The sequence below is a fragment of the Peristeroidobacter agariperforans genome, from assembly GCF_004138335.1.
GTDB lineage: Bacteria > Pseudomonadota > Gammaproteobacteria > Steroidobacterales > Steroidobacteraceae > Steroidobacter > Steroidobacter agariperforans.
The window spans coordinates 1-23167 of sequence record NZ_RYFW01000001.1 but is presented as its reverse complement, the minus strand read 5'-3'; the positions used below and the strand labels follow the sequence as shown (position 1 = coordinate 23167).

General features: G+C 60.4%; 19 protein-coding genes and 1 pseudogene. 15 read left to right on the top strand and 5 right to left on the bottom strand.

What is annotated here, in order from left to right; all coding sequences use genetic code 11:
- Window positions 1-25: 25 nt before the first annotated feature.
- From EK373_RS00100 to EK373_RS00080, 5 genes are all read left to right on the top strand, one after another.
- On the top strand, window positions 26-1171 hold the full coding sequence (locus EK373_RS00100) for a mandelate racemase/muconate lactonizing enzyme family protein (protein ID WP_129640735.1): 1146 nt from the start codon (window positions 26-28) through the stop codon (window positions 1169-1171).
- A gap of 40 nt (window positions 1172-1211) precedes the next feature.
- Window positions 1212-2519 (top strand): MFS transporter, encoded by a 1308-nt coding sequence (locus EK373_RS00095; protein ID WP_198682981.1) that lies wholly within the window; start codon window positions 1212-1214, stop codon window positions 2517-2519.
- Between the two features lie 90 nt (window positions 2520-2609).
- Complete coding sequence (locus tag EK373_RS00090) at window positions 2610-3221, top strand: GntR family transcriptional regulator (protein WP_129640734.1); 612 nt, start codon at window positions 2610-2612, stop codon at window positions 3219-3221.
- Window positions 3222-3569: 348 nt separating this feature from the next.
- Complete coding sequence (locus EK373_RS00085; RefSeq protein ID WP_129640733.1) at window positions 3570-7076, top strand: TonB-dependent receptor; 3507 nt, start codon at window positions 3570-3572, stop codon at window positions 7074-7076.
- 157 nt (window positions 7077-7233) lie between these two features.
- Entirely contained in the window at window positions 7234-9810 is a 2577-nt protein-coding gene (locus EK373_RS00080) for a carbohydrate-binding protein (protein ID WP_161810939.1), read from the top strand.
- A 189-nt stretch (window positions 9811-9999) separates the two neighbouring features.
- Here the strand turns inward: EK373_RS00080 and EK373_RS00075 are convergent, their stop codons facing one another.
- Complete coding sequence (locus tag EK373_RS00075) at window positions 10000-10410, bottom strand: thermonuclease family protein (protein WP_129640731.1); 411 nt, start codon at window positions 10408-10410, stop codon at window positions 10000-10002.
- A 70-nt stretch (window positions 10411-10480) separates the two neighbouring features.
- A complete protein-coding gene (locus EK373_RS00070) occupies window positions 10481-11377 on the bottom strand; it encodes a competence protein CoiA family protein (protein ID WP_129640730.1) in 897 nt (298 codons plus the stop codon).
- 483 nt (window positions 11378-11860) lie between these two features.
- On the opposite strand from EK373_RS00070, the pseudogene csrA reads away from it, so the two are divergent.
- The 10 genes and pseudogenes from csrA to EK373_RS00020 all read left to right on the top strand — a co-directional run.
- Window positions 11861-12028, top strand: a pseudogene (gene csrA, locus EK373_RS00065) (carbon storage regulator CsrA); the annotation flags it as partial.
- Between the two features lie 315 nt (window positions 12029-12343).
- Complete coding sequence (locus EK373_RS00060) at window positions 12344-12556, top strand: hypothetical protein (RefSeq protein ID WP_129640726.1); 213 nt, start codon at window positions 12344-12346, stop codon at window positions 12554-12556.
- Window positions 12557-12627: 71 nt separating this feature from the next.
- Window positions 12628-13515, top strand: a complete 888-nt coding sequence (locus EK373_RS00055; protein WP_129640724.1) for a hypothetical protein — start codon at window positions 12628-12630, stop codon at window positions 13513-13515.
- Window positions 13516-13576: 61 nt separating this feature from the next.
- Window positions 13577-13981 (top strand): hypothetical protein, encoded by a 405-nt coding sequence (locus EK373_RS00050; RefSeq protein WP_129640722.1) that lies wholly within the window; start codon window positions 13577-13579, stop codon window positions 13979-13981.
- Between the two features lie 288 nt (window positions 13982-14269).
- Complete coding sequence (locus EK373_RS00045) at window positions 14270-15274, top strand: hypothetical protein (protein WP_129640720.1); 1005 nt, start codon at window positions 14270-14272, stop codon at window positions 15272-15274.
- A gap of 7 nt (window positions 15275-15281) precedes the next feature.
- Complete coding sequence (locus EK373_RS00040) at window positions 15282-16637, top strand: hypothetical protein (protein WP_129640718.1); 1356 nt, start codon at window positions 15282-15284, stop codon at window positions 16635-16637.
- Window positions 16638-16917: 280 nt separating this feature from the next.
- Window positions 16918-17652, top strand: coding sequence for a reverse transcriptase domain-containing protein (locus tag EK373_RS00035; RefSeq protein WP_198682980.1), 735 nt, complete (start codon window positions 16918-16920; stop codon window positions 17650-17652).
- A 334-nt stretch (window positions 17653-17986) separates the two neighbouring features.
- Window positions 17987-18217 carry a hypothetical protein gene (locus EK373_RS00030; RefSeq protein ID WP_129640714.1) on the top strand — a complete coding sequence of 77 codons (231 nt, stop codon included), beginning with the start codon at window positions 17987-17989 and terminating at the stop codon, window positions 18215-18217.
- 369 nt (window positions 18218-18586) lie between these two features.
- The gene (locus EK373_RS00025; protein ID WP_129640712.1) at window positions 18587-19228 is read left to right on the top strand and encodes a DNA methyltransferase; all 642 of its coding nucleotides are present in this window, start codon (window positions 18587-18589) and stop codon (window positions 19226-19228) included.
- A 72-nt stretch (window positions 19229-19300) separates the two neighbouring features.
- Window positions 19301-20863: a relaxase/mobilization nuclease domain-containing protein gene (locus EK373_RS00020; RefSeq protein ID WP_198682979.1), complete on the top strand. Its 1563-nt coding sequence runs from the start codon at window positions 19301-19303 to the stop codon at window positions 20861-20863.
- Window positions 20864-21356: 493 nt separating this feature from the next.
- On the opposite strand, the gene EK373_RS00015 is transcribed toward EK373_RS00020, so the two are convergent.
- The 3 genes from EK373_RS00015 to EK373_RS00005 all read right to left on the bottom strand — a co-directional run.
- Window positions 21357-22418, bottom strand: a complete 1062-nt coding sequence (locus tag EK373_RS00015; RefSeq protein ID WP_129640710.1) for a serine/threonine-protein kinase — start codon at window positions 22416-22418, stop codon at window positions 21357-21359.
- The gene (locus EK373_RS00010) at window positions 22411-22881 is read right to left on the bottom strand and encodes a hypothetical protein (RefSeq protein ID WP_129640709.1); all 471 of its coding nucleotides are present in this window, start codon (window positions 22879-22881) and stop codon (window positions 22411-22413) included. Before EK373_RS00010 ends, EK373_RS00015 begins: the two co-directional genes overlap by 8 nt.
- Before the next feature lie 189 nt (window positions 22882-23070).
- Window positions 23071-23167, bottom strand: a 97-nt coding sequence (locus tag EK373_RS00005) for an IS3 family transposase (RefSeq protein ID WP_157994167.1), incomplete at its 5' end; no start/stop codon positions are given.

Genomic DNA, 23167 nt, shown 5'->3' with positions numbered 1-23167 from the left:
CGTTCTACGTGCAGCAGTACGGCAAATGAAAATCAGCGATGTCACGGCCTTTGCGATCAACGCGGGCCATCGAAATATCTGTCTGGTGAAGGTCGACACCGACGCCGGAATCGCCGGGTGGGGCGAGGCGGGGCTGTCGAGCCGGGAGCAGGCCGTCGCGGGCATGGTCCGTCACTTCAAGGAATTCCTGGTGGGAAAAGACGCCACGCGTATCGGCGCCATCTGGCAGGAACTGTATCGCGGCCAGTATTTTGAGGGCGGCCGCACGATCACCGCGGCGATCTCCGCGATCGACATCGCGTTATGGGACATCGCAGGCAAGGCGCTGGGCGTTCCGGTGCACCGATTGCTGGGCGGCATGCAGCGCGATCGCATCCCTTGTTTCATCACCAGCACGGCGCCGATGGATGACCGTCTGATCGCCGACGGAATCGCGCTGCGCGATCTGGGTTGGGACTGCATTCGCGCAACCATCGCGGGCCGCGGTGACGAGTCGATCTTCGATCCTCGCAAGGCGTTGGCCCAGGCGGCGACGGCCCTGACGGAGCTTCGCACGGCGCTGGGCAGCAGTATCGTCCTGGGCATCGACTTTCATCACCGGCTGCAGGTCGCCGAGGCTGCGTCGTTCTGTCAGCGCATGCCGCCGGGGACGTTGGATTTCCTGGAGGAGCCGATTCGCCAGCAAACGCCCGGGGCATACCAGGCGCTGAAGCACATGACTCAGATCCCTTTGGCCATTGGTGAAGAGTTCGCATCCCGCTGGGATTTTGCGCCGTACATCGAACAGGATATAACGAGCTTCGCACGCATCGACGTCTGCAACGTCGGCGGCCTCAGCGAAGCCATGCGCATTGCCTCGCTGGCCGAAACTCACTACATCGACGTGATGCCGCACGATCCGCTGAGCCCGCTCTGTACGGCGGCCACCATACAACTATGTGCCGCGATACCCAACCTCGCCTGGTGCGAAGTCGATCCCTACGGTCTCGACACGTCGGCGTACGATCGTCTGTTTCCAGTGCGCCCGCGCCTGGAGGGAACTCACTTCCTGGTGAATCAGTCCCCCGGTCTGGGCATCGAGGTCGATGAGTCCGCGGTGCGCTCGGCGAGCTTCTCGTACTGGGAGCCGCCGCGCCGCTACAAGCCGGACGGTTCTTATACAAACTGGTGAGGAGTAGGCGCCGCAAGTGTCGCCGTGGTCGATCACCATCGTGCATTCACCTTCAGTTACGCGGCGCTCGCGCCTGATGCTCGTGGCGGTGCTCGTCACCGTCGTCATCAACTATCTCGACCGTACCAACATCTCGATCGCCGCGATCGGCCTGGCGGCGGAGCTGGCCCTGTCCCCGGCGCAGATGGGACTGCTCTTCTCTGCTTTCGCCTGGAGCTATTCCCTCTGCCAGTTGCCCGGCGGAATTCTGGCGGATCGGGTGCGGCCGCGCGTGCTCTATCCTGCGCTGCTAGTGTGCTGGTCCCTGGCTACGCTCGCGCAGGGAATGGCAGCGTCGTTCGCGTGGCTGGTGGTGTGTCGGGTTCTCGTCGGTATCTTCGAGGCACCCTCCTATCCCATCAACAACCGGGTGGTCAGCAGCTGGTTCGTCGCGGACCGTAGAGCTGGAGCGATCGGCATCTATACCTCCGGCCAGTTTCTGGGCCTGGCCGGATTGGCGCCGGTGCTGGTGGCCTTCCAGGCGACCTTTGGCTGGCGCGCGCTGTTTTTCGCCTGCGGCGCGATCGGTATCCTCTGGGCCTGGGTGTGGCACTCGTTCTATCGGGATCCGGACCAGGATTCGAAACTCACTGACGCCGATCTCTCGGCGTTGCGCTCCGGTGGAGCTCTGCTGGATTGGAAGCGGCCGACGCAAGCACCCCGATTCGTGTTCGTCGCGAGCGATCTGAAGCATGCGTTCTCGCACCGAGCGCTTTGGGGCCTGTACTGCGGGCAGTTCTGTATCGGCACGCTCACCGCGTTCTTTCTCACCTGGTTCCCGTCGTACCTGGTGCAAGCAAGAGGGATGCAGTTCGAGAGTATCGGCGCAATGACTGCCGTGCCCTTCCTCGCCGCAATGGGCGGCGTGGTGCTTGCCGGGCTGGTGTCCGACTGGCTGGTGCGCAACGGCGTATCCAATGGACTGGCTCGCAAGGCTCCCGTGTTGACCGGCATGGCGCTGTCAGGCGCCGTGCTCGCGATCCCTTACGTTGGCGATGACGCGACGGTGCTGGCGATCATGGCAATCGCCTTTTTCGGCAACGGGCTGGCCTCCATCAACTGGGTGTTCGTTTCGATGCTCGCGCCGCCCGGTCACCTCGGTCTGGTCGGAGGAGTCTTCAATCTGGTCGGAGGACTGTCGGCGGCGGTGACTCCGATCGCGATCGGAATGCTCGTGCGCGGCGGAGACTTCAGCGCCGCCATGGCGTATATTGGCGCGGTCGGCATGGTTGGCTTCGCTTGCTATACCGTGCTGATGAGCGGGATCGACGGCAGATTGCCGAATGCGATCGGCCAATCCCATCCATAGGGAAAATCTCGCGCAGGCGGCGGGGCGCATGCTCGTTCTCCCGACACTCGCCGCTACGCGAACGACGGCCCAGAGGGGGCCACTGCGAAGATGAAAACAAACGGTGCCGTGATCGTCCAGGTACGTGAGCAGATTGCCGAACGGCTGCGTCTCGACATCATTTCCGGAGCCTTGGCGCCCAATCAGAAGATCACCGAGGAGGCGCTGGCGCAGCGGTTCGGTGTGTCCCGCGGCCGCATTCGCGATGTCTTGCTGGAGTTGTCCAAGGAGGGCTTGATCGTCAACCGAGCCAATCGCGGCAGCACGGTCAACAACGTGCCCTCGACCGATCTGCAAGCGTTGATGATCAAGCTGCGTCTGGCAATCGAGACGTTCGCGATCCGACAGGCGATCCGTGCGCGTCCCACGCAATTGCTCGATGATCTTACGGCGGCCTTCAAGGATCTTTCGGAGCGGCTGGAGGCAGGGGATTTCGCGGAAGTCACGCACGCCGACATCGCTTTTCACAGAGTCATCGTCATGGCGGCGGGCGGTGAGGACCTGGTGAACCTCTGGCAACCGATCGTGTTGCGAATGCGCATGAACTACAAGCGGATCAGCACGCCGAAACAGGCGATTGCCGAGCACAAGAAAATTCTCGATGCCATCCGCAAGGCGGATGCGAGCGCGGCCGTCGCCGCGCTCGAAGCCAATATTCGCTAGCAGAGCCAGGCATTCCCGGCGCGACATGCTCAGCGCCGGCGCCGAGCCACGAGCACCGCTGCCGCCCGTTCAGCGCGCATAGCCGGCGGGCAATCGCCCGGTACTCGATTTCCATCTCTCGACACCCCGCCGAACGCACCTGCCTTTTCGATCCCCCCGTCCTCGGCGCACGAGACGCCGCGTGCCTGCTCGTTCAGCCGCGTGTTTTCGGTCTGTAGCCAGTTGTTGACTGTCGACTGTTGACAATTGACAAGTAGCATTACAACATATGACCAGGCTGCACGGAGAACGCGCCTCTGGCTGCGTCCCGCAAGCGGCTCAAGAATAAAATCGCTGGAGGGGGAGACCATGAAGATTGCTAGCGCTGCGGCGTGTCGTTGCGTAGTTCCCGCGGCGGTCACTGCCGCTTGGTGTTGTGCGTCGGCGAGCGCAACGGCAGCCGATCCGCCGCGAAGCACGACCAGCACGACTCCCGTGCTCGAAGAGGTGGTGGTTCAGGGCATCCGGCGCAGCATCGAGGAATCGATCGAGGACAAGCGCGCCAACGCCAATATCGGCGATACGATCAATGCCGAGGATATCGGCAAGTCCACCGACCAGAGCATCGCCGACGCCCTGTCCAGGGTGACCGGCGTGACCACGCAGAGCGTCGACGGTGAGGGAACGCAGATCTCGATCCGCGGCGCCAATCCTCAGCAGAATGTCATCTTGCTGAACGGCGTGCAGATGAGCACCACGGACTTCAGCCAAGGCATCGATCTGTCCGCGTACTCATCGGACATCATCCAGAAGATCGTGGTGATCAAGGCGCCGAGCGCTGACCATATCGAAGGTGCGCTCGGCGGCCTGGTGTACCTGGAGACCCCCAAGCCGCTCGAACTCGACCGCAATGTCCGCGTCGTGACCCTGCAAGGTCGTTACGGAGAGCTGTCCGGCAGCGAGGATTACAAGCTTTCGGGCAGCATCTCGCAGAAGTTCGCGGGCGACACGCTCGGATTGCTGTTGACCGCGTTCGACGAGACATATTCGATCCGGCGCGATCAGTTTCGCGTCTCCAGTTATATCGCCCGCAACTCACGCCTGGCGAGCGACCCCGCGGGCAATCTCCTCAACGATGTGACCGGGCTGGTCGCGCAGGACTCCAACTACGAGCTCTTCAGAAACGAGCGCAACCGTCACGGCATCGATTTCGCCGCGCAGTGGCAGGCGACCGACCGCACACTGCTATCGCTGAATGCCACGTGGAGCGAACAAGCGGTCAAGGAGTCGATGCACGGAGTAAAAACGCGCGCTCCCGATCACGACAATCTGGTGGCAGGCGAGCCGCTGGCGAGCCTGTTCACGGGCATTCCGGCGCCGTACACCGATCCCCAGCAGGACTGGCATACCTACGATCCAGACACACGCACATTCACCAAATATCTCAATCGCAACGCGTTGGGCGATCTGTCGCAATCGCAGAGCGAGTACACCAATCGCAACGCGCTGCTGTCCGTGGATCTGGCGCAGGACTTGACCGACCGGCTGAGCCTCCGGACGGGCGTGAGCCGCACCAAGGCCGAGCGGATCCCGGACCAGTCCGTCTACGTCAATCTGCAGAACTACGCGAGCATCAATCCCTGGCTGCTGTTCTGGACCGACCCGTCCCAGCTCGAGCCGGTGGGCTACGACTGCACCCAGGGACGCTGCCGCCTGGTGGCGGGGCAGGGCCAGGTGGATTACGGCCCCACCACCGAACCGCTGCCGGGCAACGGACATGTCTGGGACAACAGCTCCACTACGGGCTTCAACCCGAGCGACCTGCAGGCGCAACACCTGGCGTTCATGCAACGTAACGTCGTCACCGTGGAAGACAAGCAGGAGAGCGCCTATCTGGACTTCGACTGGCTCGTCGACGCCGGCAGCATTCGCGGCATCGAGTTCGGCGCACGTTACTCGACCATCGATAAGTACGTGGACAATCAGGCAGGCACGTTCAACGCCGTAGGCGAGGGCGTCATCGTGACCAATCCACAGACCGGCTTGCCCCTGGTCGCCCCGAACGGCCTCTCGGACATACCGGCAACCTTGATCGCCACCGGCGGGAATCTCGGCGCGAGTGACTTCATGTCGTCGCTGGGCTATCCCCGCGATTCCGTCACGCGGGGCTGGCCGACAGTGTCCGCGTTTCGAGCCTTCGACGTCGCGCTTGGGAATCGCAATGTCGCATTCATACCGGATGACAGCGAGACGCGCGCCGCCCGACTCGAAAACTTCGCCACCTATCTCAAGCTGAACTTCGCCCATTTCGACGATCGCTTGAACGGCGACGTCGGCGTTCGCTACGTGCGGACAGACCTCGAAGCGAGCGGCTCGTCCGGCGTCAACTTCCATTTCGATCCGGGCAACCTGGGCAGAGTCTTCGATCCGTTCGTGCTTCAACAGTTGCGCGATCCATCGAACCCGGCGTGCAGCGACATCCGCTTCTATGGCACCGACTATAACGAAGAGACTCGGTGGTCACGCGTCGACGGACAGGGCTGGGATACATCCGGCACTGCCTCGTACGCGGACGATGTGCGGCTCCCGGACGAACGTCCTTGCTACGATGCACGCGCCGAGCGCAATCATCCGGAATATTCCGAGTGGTGGCTGTGGCGTCACAGCGATGTTTCCACCGAGGCGGCCCACGTCTATGGGGACCGCCCGCTCGATGCGAACGGTCGGCCGGTGGCCAGCAATCAGAGTCGGCGCTCGTTCAAGGTGGAGGGCGAGCACGAGTACCACCGTTTCCTGCCGGCACTGAACGTCAACTACCGCCTCGCCGACAATCTCGTGGCGCGCTTTGCCGCCTCCAAGACGATGTCACGACCGCAGATAGATTCGCTGCGCCCCGGTTTCAAGGTCACGGAATCCGTCTGGGGGGATGACCGAGTGCGTGCCGGAAACACCATCACGCTCTACAACCCGCAACTGGATCCGCTCGAATCGGTCAACCTCGATGTTTCCCTCGAATGGTACTTCGACGCCGGCGCGTTGCTGTCGATGGGGCTGTTCCACAAGGACATGACCAACTTCGAGGAGTCCGAGCAGATCGTGACCTATATGGACGACTTGCGCGGATTGGGGCTCGATCCGAATGCCCCTGCCTACGATTTGAGCCGGTTGATACGCACCGAGGATGATCTCGCCGGCTGCATGCCCAGGCGCATTCAGGGTGGCAACCAATTGGCGCAGGACTGGGTGTTCTCGGACGATCTGGCGCAGCTGTGCAACCAGTTCGTGACCACGCGTATCAAGAACGGCAAGGGCGCGGATATCCGTGGCGTGGAGCTGCAGTACATCCAGCAGTATCGCGGGCTGCCCGGCTTCCTGTCCGGGCTCGGCGTGCAGATGAACTACACCTATCAGAAGAGCGAGTTCGATCAGGAAGTCTCATCCCTCGATACTTCCGTGCTGCTGCCGGCCCTGCCGGTGACCTACACGCCCGAGCACAGTTACAACGCGACCATTTTCTGGGGCCTGCGCGGCCATCAATTGCGCCTGGCCTATCAGGGGGCGTCCGATGTCCTCGCGCAGCGTGCATGGAACAACGGTGCGCTGTGGCAGGAGGGCAGAAGCACGCTGGATTTCTCGGCCATCTATGCCGTCAACGATTCGCTGTCGATCTCCTTCGATGCCGTCAATCTGACCGATCAGGACCACCGCACCTATTTCACCAGCCGCTTCATCGATCTCGGCGACGTGGACGGCGACGGCAACCCGGTGCTGTTCGACGAGGGCAGTCCGCTGGGCGACGGTGCCTCGAAGCGCCGCACCGTGGAGCAATACAAGACCGGGCCGATCTACCGGCTCGGCTTCCGTTTCAATTTCTGACCGAACGCACGCCGTCGAATCGCGAGCGCAGACCAATAAGGAGGTGGTGTTCGACGCCTGCGAGCAGCAGTGACATGGCACGGGAGCCGGCATCCAACGGCTCGATGCACGGCCAGGTGTAATGCCGCCTGGCACTACCAACGTCGGAGTAGCCAGTATGAAAGTTATAGGAAGAGCGAGTCTCGCCACCACCCTGCTCGTCGCAAGCGCGCATGCGAGCACGGTGGCGGTGGATGTGAATCTCAACATGAAGCACAGTGTCAACGGCGTATCGGACTTCGGACGCGATCGCCATATCATCGTGCACACCAACTTGACGGAGCCGGACTGGCAGGGCGAGGAGGACAAGATGACCTACCTCTTTCGCACGCTCGATGCCTACATGGGAAGAGACAACGGCACCGCTTCGTGGATCTTCGCCGCGACCGAGCAGGATCCGGCGAGGCCCGGTCGTCCCGACCACGAGCAGATGGCCGATTTCGGCGGCTGGGTCCGATCGCAGTACTCCGCGCAGAACCCGTTCCTGCTGTCCTTTCGCGATCGCGCCCAGAATATGATCATGGGAACCAATCCCCATCCAACTTATCCGACGTTGTGCTACTACGCGCACTGCTGGGCCGGCTCCGAGCCGGCCTCCGGCGGCAACGGCAAGTGGCTGACCAGAGACATCGAGACGTCGGCAGAATGGGTGGGTCAGTATCTCGATCAGTTCTTCGCCAAATACGCGACCGACTCCGGCGCATCGCTGCCGAAGTACTGGGAGGTTGTCAACGAGCCGGACATGCTCCTCAACACCGGCCAGTTCATGATGTCGAGTTGGGAAGACATCTTCCAATATCACAACCTGGTCGCACAGGAGGTGCGTTCCAGACTGGGCAGCAAGGCGCCGCTGATCGGCGGCATGACTTGGGGATTGCACGACCTGCCCGACCGAGACCTCGGCACGCGCTTCAAGCAGCACGGTTACACCGATGCCTTTTATCGGCCGGAGGATGTCGAGGCCAGAGCGTACGCGCGCGAACAGACGAGTTCGAGCTACTGGGGGCTCGGCGATAACAACTGGTTCCAGTGGGATGTGATCTGGAAGGGCTTCATCGACACCGCCGGCCAGAACATGGATTTCTATTCGGTCCACTTGTATGACTGGCCGAACTGGGCGGTCGGCGGGGGCAGTGTCACTCGCACGGGCGGCGCGGTGGAAGCCACGCTCGATCTGCTGCAGTGGTACAACGTCAAGAAGTTCGGCACGACCAAGCCGGTCGTTCTTTCCGAATACGGTTCGGTCAACGGCGCATATATCGAGCGCGGTTACACCATCGATGCGGCGCGCCGCGAATGGGAGGATCTCAAGCCCTTCTCGTCCATGCTGATGCAATTCCTGGAGCGACCCGACCAGGTGGTGCGCTCGATGCCGTTCACTCCCATCAAGGCGACCTGGGGCGATTGGGATGCGAATCGCCCGTACCCGTACAAAATGATGAATCGCAAGCTCGACACCTGCAACGCCGACCGCACGCAGTGTCAATGGGAGTGGTCGTCATATATCAAGTGGTACGAGTTGTGGAAAGGCGTCACGGGTACGCGCATAGACACTGCCGCGTCGGATAGAGATATCCAGGTCGATGCGTACGTCAACGGCAGGACGGTGTATCTGATCTTGAACAGCCTGCAGCACCAGGACACGCAGCTGCAGCTGTCGTTGTTCGGGGCGCAAGGCAATCCAGTCACCTCGGTGCAGCAGCGACATCTGTTCCTGGATCGATCGCTGGGTACCGATGGACGGCCCCGTCTGGATCAACGGTCGCTGACAACAGTTCCCGGCACGGTCACGGTCGCCGCCGATGCAACTATGATCCTGGCGATCACCTACCGGGATCCGGTCGCCATCAATGCGACGTCCAAGGAGCGACGATACTACAGCGAGCCGCTGACTCCGTCGTCACCCCATCGAGTCACCACTTCGTACACTCCCCTGACCGCGCGAGTGAACAACGTGGCGGTGCCCGCAGTGGGCGAGGCTCAGATCCGCCTGACAGGCAACTTCATCTACCAGGACATCATCCGGCAAGACGGCCGGGTCGCGGTGAAGCTCAATGGGCATTCGATCGCTGTGAATCCCGACTGGCGCGGCGAGGATCCGGGGCGCAATACGTTCTTTGCTACGCTGGAGATCCCCGTTCCGCTGCAGTACCTGCGCACCAACAATACCATCGAAGCCACTTTCCTCAACCGCGCCGAATACGCCGCGGCTGGCTTGCAGGTATGGGACATGAGTCAGGCGCCGGGTCGATCGACTAATCCGCCTTGCACGCCAAACTGCAATGGTGGCGGTACTCCGAGCGCTCAGACGGTGCAAATGGAGGCGTTCACGCAAACCGGCGGCGCCTACGGTGGCTTCCAGGTGTACAACGTCAATGGAGTGACCGCGATCAACTGGAATCAGGTGGGAGACTGGGCGGACTATCGCGTCAATGTGCCTGTGGCCGGCAGCTACGCCGTCGACATCACGATCTCGACTCCGATGAATGGCGCGCAGGCCACGCTGCTGGTCGATGGGCAGCACATCTCCACCACCGCAGTACCCAACAACGGCAGCTGGGATCACTTCGTGCCGTTGAGGCTGACGCCGGCGCTGCAGCTCACCAGCGGCGATCACACGATTCGCATGTTGAGCAGCGGTCCCAGCAACTGGCAGTGGAACGCCGACTACTTCCAACTGAGGCCCGTGAACTAGCGCGAGGTGACGGCGACGTCACACTCAGCTCGCCGCCGTGCAACCGGCGGCGAGCTTCCTGCCGCCGCAGTCTTTCAGCGCTAAGCTCCGACAACCGCCGCCTTGATCTGCTTCTGGGTCTTGTCGAGATTGAAGGGGGCGGGCTGTAAATAGTCCGTTCTGGTCGGCAGGAAACTTTTCGGTGAACTGTTAAAGCGGTACCAGTACAGCATCGGCCTTGCGCATATAGCGTCGCATCGCCCAAGCGTGACCGTTGCGAACGGCTGCCGAATTCACGTTCAGCTCGCCGATGAAGACGATTCCGACGAGGCGGTCATATCGGTCCTGCTCGAAAGGTTCAATCTGCACATCCTTGTCCATCACCAAAAGCGAGAGCGCCGCTGTCGCCTCCTTCCCGTGATTCTGGGCATTCTCTGGCGCATCCACACCGTGGAAGCGCACTCGAATCAGGCCAGACTGGAGCCGAACGTCGATCGTGTCGCCATCGATGACCTTGACCACGCGTCCAGCGAGGACGGAGCGCCCTTCGGAGAGCGCTGCTGTTGAGTGTGCGAAGAGTGTAGCTGCAGTCAGCGCGAGGACCCAGAGAATAGATTTCATCGCGGCATTTTCGCACTTCCTGACCACGCTTTGCGCGGTTACGGAGGGGGCACTCCTGGCGCTCAACCCGCTATTTCAGTTTTCGCTTGGCGAGTGCTTCTTGAAACATGGCGGAGGTCTCCGACATCGTCGGGAAGCGGCCATGGCGAGCAAAGAACTCCGCAATCAGGTTTGCACTCTCGCGGGTGCCGTCGAAGCTCGACGCCCGGCGCATGCGCTCACCGCGATCCTTCTCTGCCTTAGCGCGCTCGGCTTGCTCTTGTTCAAGGCGATCTCGTGCTTGACGATAGCGCTCGTCAAATCGTCGTTCGCAATCCAACTCACGCGGATGAAAGAGCCATCGTTTGCCGGCCGATCCTTGCAAGATGCGCTTTTCGAGCTCCGCGCGCGTCAATCGTGCGTGCGCTGGTTTCAACGTCAGTTCGAGCGCAGGAAGATTCAGCGCCCGTAGGCGCTTGAGCTTTTCGGCGTCGACGGGGTGACTCACTGTAACTTCAAGCAAGATCGTGCGGGCGGATCCGTCGCGCGCCTGCGTCGCAAATACAACGTCGGGGATGATGCCCTCGAACGTACGAGGCTCGATCAAGACTTGCGACAGCCGGGCACGCCCGCCGGCAACAATCGCCTGTTCAAGATGTATCAGTCGATCTCCAAGGGACTGCTCGCGGCGCCAGGTGTAATCAGGCAGGGCAAGGACGGAAGCGGTGCGCAGAATCTCCTTGGCGAGCAGATGCAGGAGCGTCTCGAGCGCGCCGGTGCATTGATTCTGCTGTGCATGGGCAAAATGATGAACGCGGATGTCACCCTTTCTAGCAATGAGCGGTTCGGCGCAACTGACGCACCGACAACCGCACGCTTTGCCGCGGGGCACGCTATCAATATGCACGAGTTCGTCCGACTCATTGAGGCAGTAGCCAATATATCGGTCATCGTGGGGAAGATCGCGTGGGGTCAGCGTACGGGTCATCCTTCAGTATCCTCTCTGTCTATGATTATCCCTCCTGTTCGCTATCCGCCCTCGCAGCTTGCCAGCCTGATGGCGGATCGCAATGTACAGCGGCGTTGGATGCTGCGGGCAAGCAAGGAACCTTATCCTCTGAAGCGTCTGACTGTTCTCACCCGATGGGCCGAGGGGGCTGCGCTCCTTGCGTTCGGCAGGCCGCGCCTCTTGGTCCGTTCCTCCTCGGTCGATGATAGATGCGCGGTGCGCCTTGCCTCGGATCGCGGGCATTCTAGGCCGTCTTCCTCTCGCCGCGTTCTTGCGTGTCGGGCCACGAACCAGCCCACTTGCGTCCTCAGTGGAGATCAAGCGCCTACCACAAATGAAGCGGATTCAGTCGATGAATTTCCAGCGATGTGGCCAGCGATTTATCTCAGCATGGCAAGCCATCGGTCTACAGTCCTCGCCCGCACGGTCCGGCGTAACGGATCGATTCAGGGACGTTAAACGATGCTCATTTTGACGCGACGGGTTGGCGAGGCCATTCACATCGGCGCCGACATCACCGTGGTCGTGCTCGGCGTGAAAGGCAACCAGGTGCGAATCGGCACCGAGGCACCGGAGGACGTCGCGGTTCACCGCGAAGAAATCTTTGAGCAGGTCCGGCGGGAGACGAACTCGAAGCCAGTCTAGGGGGGCCTGCGGCCGGCACCACGAAGACAGTCGTCGCTTGCAAGCTCCAACACCGCGTTGCTGATCGGCACGGGCCTGCGACCAGCATAGCTTGCCGCCCGCAGGTCCGTGCCGCCCGCAGGGCCATGCCGGCCTGCAAGCATAGAAGGGCGGCTCGACGGCGACGGCGGCACGCGGATAGGTCTGCTGGGGGCGGCCCCAAAAATCGCCGCGCAAGATATAAACATTGGTGGGCTTGCGATGCTCGTTGACCTCGGCCGCGATCGACGCGACCCCGTGTGTGCCGATCGAAATCCAATCGTGGTTGAGCAGCACATCGATCGCGTGCCGGATGCGTGGTCGGGGGATCCCGGTGTAGTGCTCGATGCGATCGTAGGAGAGCAGCACATGCCGCGACTGGTTCGGTCGGAAGGTCACCAGCGCCAGATACAGCTTCAGCGCATTGAGGGCGGCCGCGCCGCGCAGCCCGAGGCCCCGGAAGTGATTCTCGTGGAGCAGATGCGCGCGCGGTAGCTTCGCCCAGCCGGGCAGCTCGAACTGGGACATTCGATCATTACCGCGCAACGCTGCCCATCGCCCTGCACTTGAACACCACCGTCGGCACACCACAATCCGCAGACCGCAGCGTTGAGCTGCCCATCCTGAAGCCGTCGCGAGCGCCGATGAGGTTCGATGCCGTCATCCTTGCGACAGGATTCGGCGAAGATGCACTGGATGACAATGCTGTGACGAACGACATCTCGTATTGGCTCTCCGGCAATCCGCTGACCTACCGGCGCTCCCCGTTGCGCAAAGGCGGCGTGGAGCGGGTACTGGTTTCTGGCAACGGCGATAGCGCGATCATTGAACTGGCACAATTGCTGATTCGCGACTTCACCCATGAGAACATCTTTAGTTTCCTGCCGAGCAACACGCTCGCGAAAGGCTTGAGTACTCAATACACGAGGGCGATCCAACATCTAACGCATCGCCAAATTGCTCGCCACGAGGGCATCATTCAGTGGTATTGGCGTACGCGTGGCCTCGCAGATCTCACTGCGCGGGCCAACCCGTTCGGATCTGGGCGGCAATCTCAGCCCAGCGGCAAGCTCTACCGTGCCGTCCATCGGCTGCTGAAGAATTTCAATGAGAACGCTGCGGTCGATGAGGCGCTGAGTGCCTCTCTCTCGGCGCTGCAAGCCCAATTCGATGACATGGCCAGCCACGAAATCAAGGCGTGCCTAGACAGTTTCATTCTGTCGAAGATCTTTTCTGAGAAGATTCGGGACGCGTTTAGAACCGACCTCCACGTTACGGTCACGGGACGCTCACCCACCATTTACTCCACCCGGCAAGCGCCATTGAATTGGTTCTTGCTGCGTGTGCTGATGGAGTACGGGTCGATTCAGTATCATCAAACCCATCTCACCCGCAGTCGCCTGGTCAACAACCTCACGCGGTGTCAGTTCGCCGACCCCTTCATTGAAGGGTGATTTCCATCGTGTGATTACACGACATGGACCCGACTACTCGGGGTATGCGAGCGATCCGCAGATGCGGCATCCCGCGCCGCCGCCATCGATTAAGAAATTCCTGCCGCCGCCCAAATTCTTCGAGGGGAAAATCGACCCGAAGCGGTTCAAGACTCGCCGACTTCTTCAGGCGCAACGTCGCCCGCTGCCGTTGGAGGATGTTTCTTATCCGGGATCGTGGGATTCGGCGAGCACCCAATGGGCGCATGCTGACCAGGCGCTCTGGTTTTGCCACGGCGAACGCGAGGCGGGCAAGGCACAGCAACTGTATCGGCGGCTCAAAGAAAGTCGCAGGCCAAACGCTCGAAGGTCAAATCTCAAAGGCTTGCTGGAGCTGGCACATGCCGCTGTTCGTCGGCAAAACCGCCGCCGATCTGTTAAGCAATCCAATCAGGGGTTGCAAGCACATCGCCAAGGGGGGACATGACAGAACGCCAGCCGCGGCCACTAAGGTGAGGTCCACGGCCGGCAAGGGGCAGTTGCCAGCAATCCCGCTCGCGACTCAGGGTAAATGCCGAGCCGTGAGGGAGTCTTAGATCTTGTCTTTCAACTTCGTTGCTCGCCCGTGAAACTGTTTCTGCAAGGTCAACCCTGCGGTTCCATGGGTGCAGGCGCATAATCGGATTCTTAGCGGCTTATACCTCCTTCAGGCACTGCCTTGGGTGCCAATGCTTTGAGGTCCAAAATGGCGGTACGGCGAGCAAGCAAAAGTCGCGTGGATTGGGCTGAGGAAGCGCGACGACGGGAATTAGAAGAATTTCGGAAAGATTGGGACTGGTCCGGCGTGTTCTTGCATTGGAAATCACGCCTGGAGGACTTTGCGATAGATCCGGCGGACCTTTTCGTGCAGGTTTCAGTGCATGATCCGGCGTATCCGACCGGCAGAGAACCGGAGCTTTCGTGGTGGCCGCGGCGCCGAATCCGTGAGCGCCAAGAGTACGTCCAACACCATTTTCTGCGGTGGCCGGGAACGCACGGCCCGATTCATGTCGAGAATCAGCGGAAAGGGGAGCTCGATACCCTTCAGCACATATACGAGTCTAAAGACGATGCCGAGAATGTAGCGGCCATACTCATCGCTGCCTCGCTCTTCGCTCGGCTTAGGAGTAACCGGCGGGACTTCCCTCGTGATCGATGGCCGCCTTTCCGATGTGTCGAGGTGTTGGAACAGATGGCCTATCGGCGGTGGCAAGGTGAGCAGTTTTATGTTCCGTGGGCAGATACCTGCACCGTAGTACTTCCATTTATCAGCCACGATTGGGATTACTCGATAACGACTCTTGACACTCTCATCCGCTACTTAGCGGAAGAGCACGCTGCGGTGTTCAGCCAGTCCTGTCCAGTCATAGTTAGTTTCTCGTCCGAGTGCGATGCATCAGTGGAGAAGAGTTTCAGAGATAAGCAGGAAGCGGAGGCGGAACGATCACGGCAGTGGAAGCTGCAATGGCAAGAGAAGCAAGCGATACAAGAGCAAAAGAGGCTTGATCGGTTAAAAGCGCACCCGCGATGTGAAGAGTGGGACCGATTGTCGCATCAGGAACTCGAGCGGCTAGTTTGGTCGATGCCAACAACAAAGATCGCCGAGCAATTTGGTGTCTCGGATTCTGCGATCGGGAAGCGCTGTAGACAGGTCGGGATCAAGAAACCACCGGCGGGATTTTGGGCTCGTGTCGACGCCGGGAAGGTTCCTCACCCGAACGGAAGTCCTCAGGATTCCTGACCGGGTAATGAAAATGAGCGTGGCATCTTCTGTGCCTGAGAATCGCCAGCCGCGGGAGAAATTCACTGCACTGCTGATTCGCATGTGTGAGCGACTCGATGCCTGCGCAAGCTTCGAGATCCGCGATCGCGACAGGTATCTCCGTTGGGCGATTGAAGCAAACGAACTGGACCCAGCCGCGGCCAGCGAGACGGTTTTCATTACGCGCATGTGGGTGGTAGGCTCGTACGCGCGAGGCATGCTTACGTGCGGAGATCTCGATGTGCTGTTGGAGACCCGAACAGCCACAGGCAAGGAGCCGCGCACTCACCGCGGGCTTGCGCGTCTTGCATTCGGCCACATCCAAAATCTGCACTGGCATCACGGAACACCGGAGACCAACAGCTCAAGGGTAGCGTTCCCGGAGGCTTGCGAGGTTTGGGCGCCAGGGAAGGATTGGCGAGCGGCCATCAGTGCCATTCCGGTCAACCCTCAGGCAGTGCGATTCGAGCGGCCTCGGGACTTGGTTCCGCTTCGTCCCCATCAGCTGTATGCGGGGATTGAGACACAAGAAGATTTGCTGGAGGCATACGACAAAGGTCATATCGCGTGGCGCTTTCTGCCTTACGAAGGTGAAGGCGTCCTTACGGATCTGACATCCCTAGAGGCTCATGTGCTTAACAACTTCGGTTGGGGAGAAAAGACTCGCAAGCTCGTTCCCCATGCATGGGCCTATCTCCGCACGCAGCGCCGCGAGACCGACAAGTTCACCGCTCATGCCGGAGCCGGCCTCACGCTCGCGGGCGTCCACTTTCAGTTTGGCCGCCCATTTGCTCCTTTGCACATGCTTGATGGGATGGACATCTCGCGAGTGGTGCTCGCCCCGCACGTATCCCGGCGCGGCCCTAATGGCATGCTGGAGATCTCACGCGGCCCGAAGCATCCGCTGACCGAAGCCGCCAAAGATCTAAGCGCGTGGGTGCATTTGAACGAGCGGGGCGCGCTCGCCATGATTCAGAGGAGCGTATTCCACTCATGGGGGCCTTATGCCTTTGCTTACGTGCTAGAGCTTTTTTCCAAACAGGAGTTGGCAGATAGATGGATGGAGCAACTCGCCCGAGACGATGAGTTCACGATGCCTTTGGCCACCCATCGGCTTACGGGTGCTGAACTCCTCGATGCAATCTCCCTGGCCGATACGCTGGCGTTTCCTTCGGGCCAAAGCGTCGGAACTTTGCATCTGACGCGCGAGGGCGCGCGCTATCACGATGACGTCAAGGGCGACTTCGGCGCCGCCACCGTCGAGCACCTTATTGAGCGTCTACAAGAGCAGGCGCGCAGATCGCAACGGAAACGTCGTGGCTCGGTCCGTAAACAGATCTGATACACGTCCAGCCGGCGGCCGTGCGTTTGAAAAACTGCATGGACGAAGGCAGGAACCGAGTAGCACTCAGCGGCTGCTGGTGGACTGCTCGCGAAGAAAGGGGGTACACGCAGTTCCTGCGGCCAGGATGCGGGTGCTTTTCCGTTCAAGCGTCAACGCGCTGTCGTAGTCACGGCGCGCCCGCAGGTGCGGCCGAGCGCGCTCCTGTCCCCTCGTTGTGGCGCCAGCATTCAGCGCAGGCCGTCGGGTTCACCCTATGGACTTTCAGTCGTTGTTACGCATGATGTTGATCAAGATGTGGCTGCATGCGCCCGTGGAGGAAACAGACGAGCGTGGACGAACGCAGCGTACGACCCAAAACCGCGACGAGAAGCGTGGCACGCCTCAAGGTTCACCGCTATCGCCGCTGCTGTCGAATATCTACATGCGGCGGTTTGTGATGGGGTGGAAGCACTTGGGATACGAGCGACGCCTCGGGGCGCGCGTTGTTACCTATGCCGATGATTTGGTGATCTGCTGCAAAGGTAGTGCCGAACAGGCATTGCACGCGATGCGGCTCATCATGACGCGGCTGAAGCTGACGGTAAACGAGCGCAAGACTCACATTTGTCGCGTGCCGGAAGAGCACTTCGACTTCTTAGGTTATACGTTCGGCCGGTGTTACTCGACGCGGAATGGGCGGGCCTTCATCGGCACGCGCCCGTCCAAGAAGAGTGTGCAACGATTGCTCGCAAATATAGGCGAGCAGACGGCGCACAACCGCACCTGGCTGGCGGCCGAGACCGTGGTTCTCGGGATCAATCGATCACTGTACGGTTGGGCCAACTACTTCAAATTGGGTCCGGTCGGGCGGTCGTATCAGTTGATTGACCGATACACCACAACTCGGCTCCGCCGCTGGTTACGTGACAAACATCCGAGCGCAAGACGCTGGACGAACGAGGCGCTTCATCGCGATCTCGGTCTGGTCCGAATGCCTCTGCTGACGCGTAATCTCCCGTGGGCGAAAACATGAGTTCTCGTCCGAGAGCCGGATGCGGGAAATCTGCCAGTCCGGTTCGATGAGCGGGATGTGGAAACGGAGTCAAGGATCTTCAATTGAGGCACCGCCAACCGAAAGGGGCGGCAACAGTTGAGAAGATCCTAAACGCCACCGCGCCACATCTCGACTCTACCGGTCAAGGCAACGGCCGCGGACTTTCGCGGCATAAACGGCGCCACCCCGCGAGGACGCGGGTCGTCGAGCCATTTATTCCACGGTTCCGCGACCGTCACCTTGACCGCTGTGCGCGCCGTGGTGCGGGGACGCGTCGGCACTCCCGCCGACGAACATTCCCAAGGAGACTCTCATGAGCGCCATGCCGGCCGAGGTCAAGGTTCAAGCAGTGACCGCCAACCTCAAAGCGATGCAAGCGTTGCTTGCAGTTGCAACGAAGCAGAGTGCTGAGGCCTGCCTGCTCAGTCAATGCGGTCAACACAACGAGGCGATTGGTACGGTGTTTGGGTTGGATGCAATCCTGGAAGACGTCACGGCGCTATATGGCGCAGTGGTCGTGCTTCATCGCTTGAAAGCTCGGTGACGTAGACATCGGGGCTGCGGCACGCATTTGGTGCTGCAGCCTCGATTTTCTCGACTGAGGATACAACCGCTCATTGCCACGTCGGCCACACCTTGCGCTCCTGAGCAGCAGGACGCCGAGAATGCGGGAGCGAAAACATCAAGAGGAGGAGAAGAGTGTGGGGCTTGCCTATGCTGGTCCAGCGTATCACGTCGTGCTCCCCGTCAACCGAGACACGGCGAGCTTTCGCGGCATAAACGGCCGCCACCCCGCGAAGACGCGGGTCCCCGCCATTTATTCCACGGACTCGCCATCTCTCAGTTGACGGCTGCGCGCGACGTGATGGGGGACACGCATCGGCAAGCCGCCGAGCTCACTGGAGTCACTGCCATGTTCCCGAGCAACGAGATCCTGCACGGTGATTGCACCCGCGTGCTAAAACAACTGCCGGATGCCTTCGTCGACTTGATCGTGACCGATCCGCCGTACGGTGTTCGCTATCAAGACCGCCTCGGCCGCACCGTCGCCAATGACGATGATCCCAACCGCATCCTCGGCGCCTTCACCGATCTGTACCGAGTTCTGAAGCCCAACAGCGTGTGCATTTCGTTCTACGGGTGGGGCTTGGTCGATGATTTCTTTCGCGCCTGGCGCCGTGCAGGTTTCAAACCCGTGGGCCATATCGTCTGGGTCAAGGACTACGCCTCGCGCGAACGTTTCCTGCGCTACAGACACGAGTCAGCGTACCTGCTCGCGAAGGGGCAGCCGTCACTGCCAAGCAGGCCGCTCGATGACATCCAGACCTGGCTGTATTCCGGTAACACGGATCATCCGACACAGAAGGCGGTGCGCATCCTCACGCCGCTCATCGAGACCTTCTCGCAGTCCGGACAGTTGGTGCTGGATCCCTTTGCCGGCTCCGGCAGTACGCTGGTCGCGGCACAGATCACTGGTCGGAGATATCTCGGCATCGAGCTCGACCAGAAATACTGCGCCTTGATGCGGGAACGGCTCGCGTTTGTTTCAACGTGAGGACTCGGACGATGCTCATACCGCCTTGCCCTCCAATAAAGGCAGCAGCGCACCGCCGATCATGAGCACCCCGTGGAGACGAGATTCCTCGAGGGCCGCTTCATCGTTGTCGCGCGCGGCCATGAGGAGATTGTTCCAGTACGCGGGAAAGTCATGCCAGCGCGGCAGAAGATGCGCGCGATATCGGGCAGCGATGCGCTCTGCGCTCACGATGCACGCAGGGCTTGCCTCAGAAGTACCGAGAGTGTGCGGCCGACACAATGGCTCGCGGAACATCAGCAGATGACGGAGTCGGCGCTTTTGAAGCAGCTCATTGAGCTGAGCGTGCAGCGAGTGAGCCACGCCGACGGCGATGTCCTGAGGTCGCCAGGGCGGCGATTGCGAGCGGCGCGGTTGTATGTCCGGCTACATCCAGAAGACCAGTTGCTACTTATGGAGCGAGCTGCAGCTCGGCAGATGCCGGCGGCCACGTATGTCTCCGTCCTGGTCCGGGCCCACCTGCGGGATCTTGCTCCCTTGCCCAAAGCGGAGTTGATGGCGCTCAAGCGATCCGTCGCGGAGCTGGGAGCGATCGGCCGCAACCTCAACCAGCTAACTCGCCTGGCTCATCACCAGCCGGGTCATGGAGGGTCGGCCATGGGAACGTTCCATCTTGATCGCAGCGGAGCCATATGGGACCTGACGAGCTACGCTCGTCGAGGACCGGGACAGCGCGACCGGTTGTCTCCCGCGGAGGTGGCGCTCATCGCCCGCACCGTGCGCCATACGCCCGAGGTGATGGTCAAGGTGACCGGCGGCGGTGGCGCCAATACCAGTCATGGCGTCAACGCCCATTTCGATTACATCGGCCGGCGGGGTGACCTTGAGATTGAGACGGACGACGGCGAGCGCCTGAGTGGCCGGGGCGTTGGGCGGCATCTGATCCACGACTGGGACCTGGACCTGGACGAAGATCGAGAGCGGCCGGACCTCTTCGCGACGAATCGGCGGGCCTCGCCGAAGCTGGTCCACAAGCTGATCTTCTCCATGCCGGCCGGCACGCCACCCAAGAAGGTGCTCGCGGCCGTCCGCGACTTCGCCCGAGAGGAGTTTGGGCTCCAGCATCGATACGCTATGGTGCTGCATACGGATGAACCCCACCCGCATGTACATGTGGTCGTGAAAGCGGTCAGTGAGGCCGGCGTGCGACTGAATATTCACAAGGCCACGCTGCGGCACTGGCGCCAGGAGTTTGCGCGCCACCTGCGGGAGCATGGGGTGGAGGCGAATGCGACCGAGCGAAGCGTTCGCGGGCAGAGCCGGGCGCCGAAGCTGGATTCAATTTTCAGAGCGGCTCAGCGTGGCGAGTCGTCGCACATCGCTGCGCGAGTACGCGAGGTCGCTCGTGAGCTGAAAGCTGGCTTGTTGGATGGATCGGGCGCTGCGCCCCTGAAGCAAACGAGAAGGGAGGTCGTGAGCGGGTGGAGCGCCATTCGGGATCGGCTGCTTGTTGACGGGCAGCATCAGCTGGCGGAGGAGGTAAGAAGGTTCGTCAATCAAATGCCGCCGCCCCGCACAGAGAAGGCGTGGTTGGCGCAGGCGTTGATCGAGCTTTCACGCCAGGGTCGGTCGAAAGACAGGCCCCCTGTTCGTTAGTACTGGCGTCCCCTGCGCGCAGGCTGCCCGATGTCCCTTGTATGGTCCAAGCGGACGTTGGCTTAAAGACGAAGTGCGATGCGTGAATGCGGCAGAAGCGGGCCGGTGGAAAACGGGTGACCAATAGAGACATAGTGCCAGCAGTGTCTGCGAGAAACCCGGACGGCTACTGCGGGTCCCGGGTCTGGAGGATGCGAGTTAGCTTCGCGTTGCCGGAGCGGTCAGAGCCGGCGAAGGCGTAATGGCACGATTACTGAACTATCTGGCAGAGATTTCCGGATGACCATCGACCGGAAATTACCGGTTACACCGCTGGGGCGGTAGCTATTTTGCGCCGCGCGCGTTACCTCTGTTCACGCGAACGTACCAATGTTGATCGATATTGTCGAATTTCCATGCCTTCGAATCATTGCCAAGACGCACTGAGGAATCCCCACGCGACTGCTTGGTCGTAATGAGATCGGCGCGCCGTACGAATGCAGCGGGTGAGGCTTTAATTTGTCTCTTCATTGCCGTCCGTCCTAAGGAACTGCCTAATCTCTTGATCGCTGATGCTGTCCATGCAGAACGCCTTTATACGCCTGAATGGCCCATCACCGCATCTCTTTTCCGCATGGCTTTGCATCGTGCCATCAACTCGCAAGCGAATCTCTCGATCAGCTTGCACTTTTGTCCACTGTCGGCAGCCGTCCATACCGGGCTCGTAGCGCCAGTCGAGGTCCGCGCCGCCGATTGAGGCGAGATCACTGACAACATCAGTGGAAGATTTGTAGCGCTCACTTCGATCGCTCTTCAGGCACTTCTTGATGACATTCCTTAGCCGAGCGGGTACGTGCTCAAGGTGATGGGCGCGATCTGGGAACCTCTCGTTGATCACGTCAAAGCGGAACTGTTGGAAGTCGAAGTTCGCTTGATCGCCATACGTTCCAAACTGATCGTAAAACATGCTGTTGCCGTTGATTAGCCGATAGAGCGTTACGCCCACCTGATATATGTCGAACCTTGCATCGAACTCTTGATCGTTGAAGAACTCAGGGGGTTGCATCTTGAAGTAGCTACGGTCTTGCTCTGCTACACCGTTGAGGTTCAGTTGCTTAGCAAGCCCAAAGTCCGACAGCACGGCTTCATCACGATCAGTGAGCAAGATATTGTCCGGTTTAACATCAAAGTGCACCAGGCCTTTTGAATGTACATTGTGCAGTCCGGCTAGGAAATGCGTGGCATATCTAATAACCTCGCGTACTGTGAGGAACCGTTTGGACAGCGCGGCATTCAGCGAGCCGCGCCGGAAGTACGGCATTGCGAGATAAATGCAGTCGGCATCCTCGGACGCGTAGAGGATTGGTACGACGTTTGGGTGGCCACTCTTGTAGAGCAGCTGGGATTCGGAAAAGTACGCCGGCACGTCCAGCTCACTTTTCAGTACCCTCTTGATGACGATTTCGGCATCGAGATTCGGGTCGTAAGCAAGATGCACCTCGGAGTTCTTCCCCTCGTGACCGATATTCTTACGCAGCTCGAATGAGACTTCTGCTCGCTTGTACGGCTTAAGCATTCCTGGCCCCTAACGCTGCAAGGATGGCCTCACGCTCCTCTTTGTCGAAGCTTGCCCAATCCTCGACCTCGTCAAGATTCTTCTCGCCAGAGACGTAGGGCTTAAAGTCTGCTCGATGGATTCCGATGCGCGACGAGATGCTGGATATCTGGCCCACGAAGTACGCAGTCAACGAGCTACTCGCGAACGATTCCTGGATCACTGCCTCGATCTGGATACGCTGTATGTTCGAGGACTGGGCGGTGGGCTCCGTCTCGCGGATGCATGCGCGTTCAATACTGTACTCCCGCAGTAGATCTAGAACGGTGTTTCTTATGTACCTAAGCGAGTCTGGAGTATCCAATGCAACAGGGATGTTGATGGTCTCCACATTCACTATCCGGTTCTCGTTAGCGTCGAAAACCGCAAATGTGACGAATGATGATCCTGCGCGTATTCCAATGGTGCGCACTGATGGCTCCATCCCGTAGTTTCGTTTTATGAATGCAGTGTCCCTGCGGTTTTATATATTCGGGATCGTCGGAGGGCAAGCCCTATCGCCACTGATCCGAACGGGCAGGTGCGCGATGGGGCTGATTCTTCGTGCTCGCATACCGTTATCTTTGTGACCAGGGTGGCGTCTTGATCTTGCCCCGGAAAATCGGACACTCGTCTAAGCGACCCGTGGCAGCTCGAACTCTGCCGGGCTGAGATAGCCCAGCGAGGAGTGAAGCCGCTGCCGATTGTAGTAGATCTCGATGTATTCAAAC